The organism is Bacteroides sp. B1-V-101 (assembly GCF_023656585.1).
GTDB lineage: Bacteria > Bacteroidota > Bacteroidia > Bacteroidales > Bacteroidaceae > Bacteroides > Bacteroides thetaiotaomicron.
Map to the genome: position 1 here is coordinate 68,429 of NZ_JAMOKH010000029.1, position 12,347 is coordinate 80,775.

Below are 12,347 nucleotides of genomic sequence, written 5' to 3' on the forward strand. Positions count from 1 at the left end.
AACTAATGCCTGGTATCATGAAGAACAAAAAACTTCTTTGCAGCGTTTGTTTCCTGTTTGCTTTCATGTCGGCCCTGTGGGGGCAAAACATAACGGTGAAGGGAAACGTTACTTCTAAAACGGATGGGCAACCGATTATCGGTGCTTCTGTCGTTGAAACTACAGCTACAACCAACGGAACAATTACAGACTTCGATGGTAATTTCACTCTTTCAGTTCCGGTCAACTCTACTTTAAAGATTACGTATATTGGTTATAAACCGGTGACCGTAAAAGCGGCTGCTATCGTTAATGTACTACTGGAAGAAGATACCCAGATGGTAGATGAAGTTGTCGTAACAGGTTATACTACACAGCGTAAAGCCGACCTGACAGGTGCTGTTTCTGTAGTAAAAGTAGACGAAATCCAGAAGCAAGGTGAAAACAATCCGGTGAAAGCCCTTCAGGGACGTGTCCCCGGAATGAACATCACCGCTGATGGTAATCCGAGTGGATCGGCTACCGTACGTATCCGCGGTATCGGTACGCTGAACAATAACGACCCGCTTTATATAATCGACGGTGTTCCTACCAAAGCCGGTATGCACGAACTGAATGGTAATGATATTGAATCCATTCAGGTTTTGAAAGATGCCGCATCCGCTTCTATCTACGGTTCGCGTGCAGCGAACGGCGTGATCATCATTACTACCAAACAAGGAAAGAAAGGACAGATCAAAATCAATTTCGACGCTTCTGTTTCCGCCTCCATGTATCAGAGTAAAATGAACGTACTGAACACTGAGCAATACGGACGAGCTATGTGGCAAGCCTACGTGAACGACGGTGAAAATCCGAACGGTAATGCTTTGGGATATGCTTACAATTGGGGATATAATGCCGACGGCAATCCGGTATTATACGGAATGACTCTTTCCAAATACCTGGATTCAAAGAATACAATGCCTGTGGCGGACACAGACTGGTTTGACGAGATCACTCGTACTGGTGTTATTCAGCAATACAATCTTTCCGTCAGCAACGGTTCGGAGAAAGGTTCTTCTTTCTTTTCTCTGGGATATTACAAGAATCTGGGTGTTATCAAAGACACGGACTTCGACCGTTTCTCGGCTCGTATGAACAGCGATTATAAGTTGATTGATGATATCCTGACCATCGGTCAGCATTTTACATTAAATCGCACGTCGGAAGTGCAGGCTCCGGGTGGAATTATTGAAACCGCACTGGACATTCCTTCCGCTATTCCCGTATATGCTTCGGATGGTTCATGGGGCGGACCGGTAGGCGGATGGCCCGACCGTCGTAACCCTCGTGCCGTACTTGAATACAATAAAGACAACCGATACACTTACTGGCGTATGTTCGGTGATGCCTATGTCAATCTGACTCCTTTCAAGGGATTCAATCTACGTTCCACTTTCGGTCTGGACTATGCCAACAAGCAGGCACGTTACTTCACTTATCCTTATCAGGAAGGAACGCAGACAAATAATGGCAAGAGCGCAGTGGAAGCCAAGCAGGAACACTGGACGAAATGGATGTGGAACGCCATTGCTACCTACCAACTGGAAGTAGGCAAACATCGTGGAGATGTAATGGTAGGTATGGAGTTGAACCGTGAAGACGACAGCCATTTCTCCGGATACAAAGAAGACTTCTCTATCCTTACCCCCGACTATATGTGGCCTGATGCAGGTAGTGGCACGGCACAGGCATACGGTGCCGGTGAGGGGTATTCACTCGTCTCTTTCTTTGGCAAAATGAACTATTCTTATGCCGATAGATATCTGCTTTCGTTAACTCTCCGTCGGGACGGTTCTTCCCGGTTCGGTAAAAACCACCGTTATGCCACTTTCCCTTCCGTATCTTTGGGATGGCGCATCACACAGGAGAACTTCATGAAAGAACTGACCTGGCTTGATGATCTGAAATTGCGTGTTTCGTGGGGACAGACCGGTAATCAGGAAATCTCCAACCTTGCCCGTTATACTATCTATGCACCTAACTATGGTACAACCGATTCTTTCGGCGGACAGAGCTACGGTACGGCATACGATATCACAGGTTCTAACGGTGGCGGTGTACTTCCTTCCGGTTTCAAACGCAACCAGATCGGTAACGACAATATCAAATGGGAAACAACGACACAGACCAATGTCGGTATCGACTTCAGCCTGTTCAAGCAATCACTGTACGGTTCACTGGAATACTACTACAAGAAAACAACAGATATCCTGACTGAAATGGCAGGAGTAGGAGTGCTGGGAGAAGGCGGCAGCCGTTGGATAAATTCGGGTGCAATGAAAAACCAGGGTTTTGAATTTAATCTGGGTTATCGTAACAAGACTGCCTTTGGACTGACTTACGACCTGAACGGAAACATATCCACTTATCGGAATGAAATTCTTGAATTGCCGGAAACGGTAGCTGCCAACGGCAAGTTTGGTGGTAATGGTGTGAAGAGTGTAGTCGGACATACTTACGGCGCACAAGTCGGTTACATTGCTGATGGCATTTTTAAGTCGCAGGATGAAGTAGACAACCATGCTACTCAAGAAGGCGCTGCTGTCGGCCGTATCCGTTACCGTGATATTGACCATAACGGTGTGATTGACGAAAGAGATCAGAACTGGATTTATGATCCTACTCCCTCTTTCAGCTACGGATTGAATATTTATCTGGAATATAAGAACTTCGATCTGACAATGTTCTGGCAAGGCATTCAGGGAGTGGATATAATCAGTGACGTGAAGAAGAAAAGCGATTTTTGGAGTGCTTCCAATGTCGGCTTCCTGAATAAGGGAACCCGTTTGCTTAATGCCTGGTCACCTACGAACCCAAACTCTGATATTCCGGCATTGACCCGCAGTGATACGAACAATGAACAGCGTGTCTCTACTTACTTCGTAGAAAACGGTTCTTTCCTGAAACTGCGCAATATCCAGTTAGGATACACCGTTCCCGCTGTTGTCTCCAAAAAAATGAGAATGGACCGCTTACGTTTCTATTGCAGTGCACAGAATCTGCTGACCATCAAGAGCAAGAATTTTACCGGAGAAGATCCGGAGAACCCGAACTTTTCTTATCCGATCCCTGTGAATATCACGTTCGGACTTAACATCGGATTTTAACTTACTTCATCAATAAAACGAATGATCATGAAAAAGATAATATATATAGCAACAATCGGAATTACCTTGCTGACAACCAGTTGTGACGATTTTTTGGACCGTCAGGTTCCTCAGGGTATTGTGACCGGCGATCAGATCGCTTCTCCCGAATATGTAGATAATCTGGTGATTTCTGCCTACGCCATCTGGGCGACAGGTGATGATATCAACTCTTCCTTCTCTCTCTGGAATTATGATGTACGTTCCGACGATTGCTATAAAGGCGGTTCGGGAACAGAAGACGGCGGTGTGTTCAACGCACTGGAAATATCCAAAGGTATCAATACCACCGACTGGAATATCAATGATATATGGAAAAGACTGTATCAATGCATCACCCGTGCCAACACAGCTCTGCAATCACTCGACCAAATGGATGAAAAGACCTATCCGTTGAAGAACCAGCGCATTGCCGAAATGAGATTCCTGCGCGGACACGCTCACTTCATGTTGAAACAGCTGTTCAAGAAGATCGTTATTGTAAACGATGAAAACATGGAACCGGATGCTTACAATGAACTGTCGAATACCACTTATACCAATGACGAGCAATGGCAAAAGATAGCAGACGACTTCCAGTTTGCCTACGACAACCTGCCGGAAGTACAAATAGAAAAAGGACGCCCTGCACAGGCAGCCGCTGCTGCTTACCTTGCAAAAACTTACCTGTATAAAGCTTACCGCCAGGACGGAGCCGATAATGCCCTTACCGGAATCAACGAAGAAGACCTGAAACAGGTCGTGAAATACACCGATCCCCTGATCATGGCTAAAGGCGGTTACGGACTGGAAACGGACTACAGTATGAACTTCCTGCCGCAATACGAAAACGGTGCAGAGTCTGTATGGGCCATTCAGTATTCCATCAACGACGGTACTTATAACGGTAACCTGAATTGGGGAATGGGACTGACTACTCCGCAGATACTGGGCTGCTGCGACTTCCATAAGCCGAGCCAGAATCTAGTGAATGCTTTCAAAACCGATTCGCAGGGAAAGCCCTTGTTCAGTACCTACGACAATGAGAATTACGAAGTGGCTACGGACAATGTCGATCCCCGTCTGTTCCATACGGTGGGTATGCCGGGCTTTCCTTATAAGTACAACGAAGGTTACATCATCCAGAAGAATGATGACTGGAGCCGCAGCAAGGGACTTTACGGATATTATGTTTCTCTCAAAGAAAATGTAGATCCCGATTGTGACTGTCTGAAGAAAGGTTCTTATTGGGCCAGTTCTCTGAATCACATTGTGATCCGTTATGCAGACGTATTGTTGATGCGTGCCGAAGCTCTGATTCAGTTGAACGACGGACGTATCACCGATGCCATCTCATTAATCAATGAGGTACGTAGCCGTGCTGCCGGAAGCACCATGCTGATCTTTAATTATAAAGAAGACTACGGAGTGAACTTCAAAGTGACTCCTTACGAACTGAAAGCCTACGCTCAGGATGAAGCCATGAAAATGCTGAAATGGGAACGCCGCGTAGAGTTCGGTATGGAAAGCTCACGTTTCTTTGACCTTGTAAGATGGGGAGAAGCCAAAGACGTCATCAATGCTTATTACGTGACGGAAGCATCCCGTTGCTCTGTTTACAAGAATGCGGGCTTCACGGAAAATAAGAACGAATATCTTCCTGTTCCATTTGAACAGATCAGCGCAAGCAACGGAAATTATACACAGAATTTCGGTTGGTAACCAACCATCCTAAAACAAAGAATACAATGAAATCAATCATAAAACAACTCTATACTATCCTGTTGGTGACTGTGGCATGCCTTACAGTCACAGGATGTAGTGATGACTTCAAATCCGGTCTTCGTCTGAACGGAGATGTTTGGGTGAATTCCATCCGGCTGGATGAATACGCAGGAACTGTCGACTATCAGAATAAGGCAATCGTAGTAGGAGTGCCCTACGATTACGATATTACCCGCATGGTGGTCACAGAAATGAATCTTTCCGAAGGAGCCAAGGCTAGCATCGCTGTCGGTGAGACAATCGACTTTTCTCTTCCTGTATCTTTGACGGTGAAGAATGGCGATGTACAAATGAGCTACACGATTACCGTGAAGAGAGATGAGGCAAAGATACTGACCTTCAAATTGAATGATACTTATGTAGGAAAGGTAGACCAGTTATCGAAAACCATTTCCGTAGTCGTTCCGCTGACAGTGGATATCACTCAGTTGAAAGGTACGTTTACCGTAACGGACGGGGCTACTGTGACTCCTGCATCCGGAAGTATTCAGGACTTTACGAATCCCGTTACTTACACGGCAACTTACCGTTCGGCAGTAACTCCTTATGTGGTAACGGTTACTCAGGGAAATGTGATTCCGACTGCCTTTGTCGGTACGGCTTCTTCCGTCAGCCTTCTGACGAGTCCCGAAGAGAAAGCCGCTGCCCAATGGATGATGGATAATGTATCGATGTCCGAATATATCTCATTCAAGGATGTAGTGGACGGAAAAGTGGATTTAGGTAAATATACCGCTATCTGGTGGCATTTCCACGCAGACAATGGTGACAATCCTCCTTTGCCGGATGACGCGAAAGCGGCAGCGGAGAAGTTTAAAGTCTACTATCAGAATGGTGGTAATCTGCTGCTGACCCGTTACGCTACTTTCTATATCGCCAATCTCGGCATCGCTAAAGACGAGCGTGTACCGAACAATAGCTGGGGAGGAAACGAAGACTCGCCCGAAATCACCTCTGCTCCGTGGAGCTTCCTGATTACTGGTAGCGAATCACATCCGTTATTCCAGGATTTAAGATGGAAAGATGGAGACAAGTCGACAGTCTATACCTGTGATGCCGGCTATGCGATCACCAATAGCACAGCGCAGTGGCATATCGGGACAGACTGGGGAGGTTATGACGACCTGAACGCATGGCGTAACCTGACAGGAGGAATCGATTTGGCACATGGAGGCGACGGGGCGGTAGTCATTGCCGAATTTGAACCGCGTTCCAATAGCGGACGTACGCTCTGTATCGGTTCCGGCTGCTATGATTGGTACGGCAAGGGAGTAGACGCTTCTGCCGACTACTATCACTACAACGTAGAGCAAATGACTCTCAATGCAATCAACTACTTGTGTAAATAAAAAGAATAAGCAACAATGATGAAAAATATGATCTTACCTATAGCATTTACCGCACTGATAGCTTCGATGACTGCTTGCAGTGACGAGACTGACCCCATCTTGACTCAGAAAGACTGGGACGGTACAGCCACATACTTCCAATCGAGTGATGAGCATGGCTTCTCGATGTACTATAAGCCACAGGTCGGCTTTGTAGGTGACCCGATGCCATTCTATGATCCGGTTGCCAAGGACTTTAAAGTGATGTACCTGCAAGATTACCGTCCGAACTCCGAAGCTACGTACCATCCCATTTTCGGGGTGGCTACCAAAGACGGTGCTACTTACGAATCTCTCGGCGAACTGATTTCCTGCGGAGGGCGTGACGAACAGGATGCTGCCATCGGCACAGGAGGAACGATCTATAACCCTGCCGACAAACTGTATTATACCTTCTACACCGGTAATAAGTTCAAGCCTTCTTCCGACCAGAATGCTCAGGTAGTGATGGTAGCTACTTCTCCCGATTTCAAGACATGGACCAAGAACCGCACCTTCTACCTGAAAGGAGATACGTATGGTTATGACAAGAATGACTTCCGTGACCCGTTCCTGTTCCAGACCGAAGACGGTGTGTATCACATGCTGATCGCTACCCGCAAGAACGGAAAAGGGCATATCGCCGAATTTACCTCTGCCGACCTGAAAGAGTGGGAATCTGCCGGAACCTTTATGACCATGATGTGGGATCGTTTCTACGAATGTCCGGATGTATTCAAGATGGGAGACTGGTGGTATCTGATTTATTCGGAACAGGCTTCCTTCATGCGTAAAGTACAATATTTCAAAGGCAGAACGCTGGAAGATTTGAAAGCAACTACCGCTAATGATGCCGGAATATGGCCGGACAATCGTGAAGGAATGCTGGACAGCCGCGCATTCTATGCCGGAAAGACCGCTTCCGACGGAACAAACCGCTACATTTGGGGTTGGTGTCCCACACGTGCCGGAAATGATAATGGAAATGTAGGTGATGTAGAACCCGAATGGGCAGGCAATCTGGTAGCACAACGCTTGATTCAACACGAAGACGGGACTTTAACCCTCGGAGTACCCGATGCAATCGACCGTAAATACACTTCCGCACAAGAAGTGAAAGTAATGGCAAAAGATGGTAACGTGACCGAAAGCGGTAAAACCTATACTTTAGGCGAAGGTGCTTCCGTCATCTTCAACCGTCTGAAAGTACATAACAAGATTTCTTTCACCGTAAAGACCGCTTCGAATACGGACCGTTTCGGAATCTCTTTTGTACGTGGAACGGATTCTGCTTCCTGGTATAGCATCCATGTCAATGCCGATGAAGGCAAAGCGAATTTTGAGAAAGACGGTGACGACGCCAAATACTTATTCGATAATAAATTCAATATTCCGGCAGATAATGAATATCGTGTGACGATTTACAGTGATCAGTCGGTATGTGTGACTTATATCAACGACCAGTTATCTTTCACCAACCGCATCTACCAGATGCAGAAGAACCCGTGGTCACTTTGCTGTTATAAAGGTGAAATAACTGTATCAGACGTTCAGGTAAGCACTTATTGATGAAAACTATACCGGCATGTAACATCTTTTACAGCGTTTGAAACAAAAGTGATAGGCGCTAACCTTGGAAGCGCCTATCTTTGCACTGTAACAACTATCAAAAGTATAACAACCTTAATACCATAGAACATGAATATATTTTTGTCTGTCAAACAACTTCAGACCGTTCTGATTTGTTTTATTCTCATGACTATTTCTGTTTCAACCCGAGCGGCGGATTCTCCTTTGCTGATTAAGAATCTGGGAGAAGGTCATTGCCTTGTACGTGTCAATACTTCTCAGAAGTACCTGCTTCTGCCCGTAGAGGATGCGTCTCCCGATGTACGTATCAGCATGATCGTTAATAATAAAGAGGTGAAAAACTTCGACGTGCGTCTCGCCATACATAAAGTAGATTACTTTGTTCCGGTAGACCTTTCCGACTTTCCCGGCAAAACGGTTTCTTTCAAGTTTAAGATGAACTCCAATGACCCGATTCGTGTCAACCTTTCGCCGGATAATACCGCTTGCTGTAAGGAAATGAAACTCTCCGACACCTTCGATACAACCAACCGTGAAAAGTTTCGTCCGACTTATCATTTCTCTCCCCTTTACGGATGGATGAACGACCCGAACGGAATGGTCTATAAAGATGGTGAATACCATCTTTTTTACCAGTACAACCCTTATGGCTCCAAATGGGGAAACATGAACTGGGGACACGCTATCAGCAAAGACCTCATAAACTGGGAACACCGCCCCGTTGCGATAGCACCGGATGCGCTCGGTACTATCTTCAGCGGCTCTGCCGTGGTAGATCATAACAATACAGCCGGCTTCGGAGCAGGCGCAATCATCGCCATTTATACACAAAACAGCGACCGTCAGGTACAAAGCATCGCTTACAGCACTGACAACGGACGCACTTTCACCAAATACGAAAACAACCCTGTACTTGTATCCGAAGCACGCGACTTCCGCGATCCGAAAGTCTTTTGGTACGAAGCAACCAAACGCTGGATCATGGTGCTCGCAGTGGGACAGGAAATGCAGATTTTCTCTTCTCCCAATCTGAAAGACTGGGCATTTGAAAGTAGCTTCGGCGAAGGATACGGTGCTCATGGCAACGTATGGGAATGCCCCGACTTATTCGAACTTCCGGTAGAGGGCACCAACGAAAAGAAATGGGTATTGCTTTGTAGCCTCGGTGACGGTCCTTTCGGTGACTCCGCTACTCAATACTTTATCGGTAGCTTCGACGGCAAGAAATTTAGTTGTGACAATCAGCCGAATGTCACGAAATGGATGGACTGGGGAAAAGACCATTATGCTACAGTTACTTGGAGCGATGCCCCCGACAACCGCCGTATCGCCATTGCATGGATGAGCAACTGGCAATATGCAAATGACGTGCCAACTTCTCAATATCGTAGTCCGAACTCCGTTCCTCGTGATTTGAGTCTCTTTGCCATCGACGGTGGGATTTATCTTCAATCCGCTCCTTCTCCCGAATTGTTGAAACTGCGTGACGTTTCCAAAAAGCGCTCGTTCAAGGTTAACGGAACACGTATCGTGAAAGATTTGATTCCGAACAATGAAGGTGCTTACGAAATAGAATTATCCCTCAAGAATCAGCAGGCAGAAGTCATCGGTTTCCGTCTCTACAATGACAAGGGTGAAGAAGTAGATATGCAGTATGACATGAAAGAGAAGAAATTCTCGATGGACCGTCGCAAGAGTGGCGAGGTAAGTTTCAACGAAAACTTCCCGATGCTGACTTGGACTGCGATAGGGGATAAGGATGAAATGAAACTCCGCCTGTTTGTAGACAGATCAAGTGTAGAGGCTTTCGGTGACGGTGGACGCTTCGCTATGACCAATCAGGTATTCCCTTCGGAACCTTACAATCATATCAGCTTCTACAGCAAAGGCGGCGCCTATAAAGTAGATTCATTCGTGGTTTACAAACTAAAGAAATAAAAAACGACTTTCTTCTCCCTGCGCTCTTTTTGATACACGCTAACATACCTTTATCCGTGCGTTAACATGCCTTTATGTTCTCCTTATGTATGGGAGATAGATAGCGTTTCACCTACGTGATACGATCTGTTCATTACTGTGATAAGGCCTTATCACCCTTGTGATACGGTCTGTTCACAGCCGTGATAAGCAAAGAAAATAGGAGGCTAAAAGAAAAAGGATCAATAGGAAAGGAAAATAATTACTGTGCTAATATACGAAATTATAATAGATAAAACAATGGAAAATACTAAAAACGCTTCTCTCTCCAAGCTAGTCCCGGTGATGCTTTGTTTCTTCGCCATGGGATTCGTTGATCTGGTGGGCATTGCCTCCAATTATGTAAAAGCAGACCTGGGTCTGACAGACTCACAAGCAAACATCTTCCCTTCATTGGTGTTTTTCTGGTTTCTGATTTTCTCCGTACCGACAGGTATGCTGATGAGCCGTATCGGTCAGAAGAAAACCGTGTTACTCAGTTTGATCGTGACTTTTGCTTCTTTACTGTTGCCTGTCTTCGGGGACAGTTACGCACTGATGCTGATTTCTTTTTCCCTGTTAGGTATTGGAAACGCACTGATGCAGACTTCACTGAACCCGCTTCTTTCCAACATCGTTCGTGGTGACCGTCTGGCAAGCAGCCTCACCTTCGGACAATTCGTGAAAGCGATCGCTTCTTTCCTTGCACCGTACATTGCCATGTGGGGGGCAACGCAGGCGATTCCTTCTTTCGATCTGGGATGGCGTGTATTATTCCCTATTTATATGGTAATAGCCATCCTTGCCATTCTGTTGCTCAATGCGACACAGATTGAAGAAGAGAAGGAAGAAGGCAAACCTTCCACTTTCGGACAGTGCCTGGCATTGCTCGGCAAACCGTTTATCCTGCTTTGCTTTATCGGAATCATGTGTCACGTAGGTATCGACGTCGGTACAAACACTACTGCACCTAAGATTCTGATGGAACGCATCGGCATGACACTGGATGATGCTGCTTTTGCAACCAGCCTCTATTTTATCTTCCGTACGGCAGGCTGTTTTCTGGGATCATTCATCCTGCGTCAGATGTCTCCGAAATCTTTCTTCGGTATCAGTGTTGTTATGATGCTGGCTGCTATGGTAGGGTTGTTCATCTTCCATGATAAGGCGGTGATTTACGCTTGTATCGCTCTGATCGGTTTTGGTAACTCGAATGTGTTCTCTGTTATTTTCTCGCAGGCATTGCTTTATCTGCCGGGAAAGAAAAACGAAGTTTCCGGTCTGATGATTATGGGACTCTTCGGAGGAACCGTTTTCCCGTTGGCTATGGGAGTTGCTTCGGATACTTCTATGGGGCAGAATGGTGCGATTGCTGTGATGACAGTCGGTGTACTTTACTTGCTGTTCTATACCTTCCGTATCAAAAAATAATTTTATATTTGGAAAACAATTAAATCTGTAGATCATGAATAATATAATTGTAGGAATGGGCGAAGCATTATGGGATGTATTGCCCGAAGGAAAGAAGATAGGCGGTGCTCCGGCTAATTTCGCTTATCATGTTTCACAGTTTGGTTTCGACAGCCGTGTAGTAAGTGCGGTGGGCAATGACGAACTGGGAGATGAAATCATGGAAGTATTCAAAGAAAAGCAACTCAAAAATCAGATTGAGCGGGTGGATTATCCTACCGGTACGGTGCAGGTGACACTGGATGACGAAGGGGTACCTTGCTACGAAATCAAAGAAGGAGTGGCATGGGATAACATTCCTTTCACGGACGAACTGAAGCGGCTGGCTTTGAATACGCGCGCCGTTTGTTTCGGTTCGTTGGCTCAACGCAATGAAGTGAGCCGTGCTACGATTAACCGATTCCTCGATACAATGCCCGATATAGACGGACAGCTGAAGATATTCGACATCAACCTCCGTCAGGACTTCTACACGAAAGAAGTATTGCGCGAGTCTTTCAAACGCTGCAACATTCTGAAGATAAACGATGAAGAACTGGTGACAATCAGCCGTATGTTCGGTTATCCGGGCATCGACTTACAGGATAAGTGCTGGATTCTGTTGGCCAAGTACAATCTGAAAATGTTGATTCTTACTTGCGGTATCAATGGTAGTTATGTGTTTACTCCGGGAGTCGTTTCTTTTCAGGAAACGCCGAAGGTTCCGGTAGCCGATACGGTAGGAGCGGGGGATTCCTTTACTGCCGCTTTCTGTGCTTCCATTCTGAATGGCAAGTCTGTTCCCGAAGCTCATAAGCTGGCTGTCGAAGTTTCCGCTTATGTTTGTACGCAGAGCGGTGCAATGCCCGAACTTCCGGTTATTCTGAAAGACAGATTGTTGTAGAATCTCTTTAAATTCAAAAAGAAGGTGAATTCTAAGTCCTCTCCAAACAATATCTATAAAATCTTACCCAAGTTTACGAACATTAACGTATCCTTGGGTAAGTTTGTATATAGACATACCTACTCTTCAGAAGTGTATAGCTACTTC

Annotated in this window: 7 protein-coding genes; all 7 read left to right on the forward strand. The window is 45.9% G+C overall.

Annotation, left to right across the window (positions count from 1 at the left end; translation table 11 throughout):
• Nucleotides 1-17 precede the first annotated feature (17 nt).
• The 7 genes from NBH01_RS18940 (at nucleotide 18) to NBH01_RS18970 (ending at nucleotide 12,200) form a co-directional block, all read left to right on the forward strand.
• On the forward strand, nucleotides 18-3,131 hold the full coding sequence (locus NBH01_RS18940; protein ID WP_234141164.1) for a SusC/RagA family TonB-linked outer membrane protein: 3,114 nt from the start codon (nucleotides 18-20) through the stop codon (nucleotides 3,129-3,131).
• A 27-nt stretch (nucleotides 3,132-3,158) separates the two neighbouring features.
• Complete coding sequence (locus NBH01_RS18945) at nucleotides 3,159-4,871, forward strand: RagB/SusD family nutrient uptake outer membrane protein (RefSeq protein WP_118417787.1); 1,713 nt, start codon at nucleotides 3,159-3,161, stop codon at nucleotides 4,869-4,871.
• A gap of 26 nt (nucleotides 4,872-4,897) precedes the next feature.
• Nucleotides 4,898-6,283 carry a DUF4960 domain-containing protein gene (locus NBH01_RS18950; protein WP_055221406.1) on the forward strand — a complete coding sequence of 462 codons (1,386 nt, stop codon included), beginning with the start codon at nucleotides 4,898-4,900 and terminating at the stop codon, nucleotides 6,281-6,283.
• An 18-nt stretch (nucleotides 6,284-6,301) separates the two neighbouring features.
• Nucleotides 6,302-7,870 carry a glycoside hydrolase domain-containing protein gene (locus tag NBH01_RS18955; protein ID WP_195568021.1) on the forward strand — a complete coding sequence of 523 codons (1,569 nt, stop codon included), beginning with the start codon at nucleotides 6,302-6,304 and terminating at the stop codon, nucleotides 7,868-7,870.
• 129 nt (nucleotides 7,871-7,999) lie between these two features.
• Nucleotides 8,000-9,829: a glycoside hydrolase family 32 protein gene (locus NBH01_RS18960; RefSeq protein ID WP_130042271.1), complete on the forward strand. Its 1,830-nt coding sequence runs from the start codon at nucleotides 8,000-8,002 to the stop codon at nucleotides 9,827-9,829.
• 279 nt (nucleotides 9,830-10,108) lie between these two features.
• Entirely contained in the window at nucleotides 10,109-11,278 is a 1,170-nt protein-coding gene (locus NBH01_RS18965; RefSeq protein ID WP_008763289.1) for a sugar MFS transporter, read from the forward strand.
• Between the two features lie 34 nt (nucleotides 11,279-11,312).
• On the forward strand, nucleotides 11,313-12,200 hold the full coding sequence (locus NBH01_RS18970) for a carbohydrate kinase family protein (protein ID WP_008767783.1): 888 nt from the start codon (nucleotides 11,313-11,315) through the stop codon (nucleotides 12,198-12,200).
• Nucleotides 12,201-12,347 lie beyond the last annotated feature (147 nt).

Coding starts and splice junctions, on each gene's coding strand:
- NBH01_RS18940 (WP_234141164.1), top strand. CDS start 18: ATGAAGAACAAAAAACTTCTTTGCAGCGTTTGTTTCCTGTTTGCTTTC.
- NBH01_RS18945 (WP_118417787.1), top strand. CDS start 3,159: ATGAAAAAGATAATATATATAGCAACAATCGGAATTACCTTGCTGACA.
- NBH01_RS18950 (WP_055221406.1), top strand. CDS start 4,898: ATGAAATCAATCATAAAACAACTCTATACTATCCTGTTGGTGACTGTG.
- NBH01_RS18955 (WP_195568021.1), top strand. CDS start 6,302: ATGAAAAATATGATCTTACCTATAGCATTTACCGCACTGATAGCTTCG.
- NBH01_RS18960 (WP_130042271.1), top strand. CDS start 8,000: ATGAATATATTTTTGTCTGTCAAACAACTTCAGACCGTTCTGATTTGT.
- NBH01_RS18965 (WP_008763289.1), top strand. CDS start 10,109: ATGGAAAATACTAAAAACGCTTCTCTCTCCAAGCTAGTCCCGGTGATG.
- NBH01_RS18970 (WP_008767783.1), top strand. CDS start 11,313: ATGAATAATATAATTGTAGGAATGGGCGAAGCATTATGGGATGTATTG.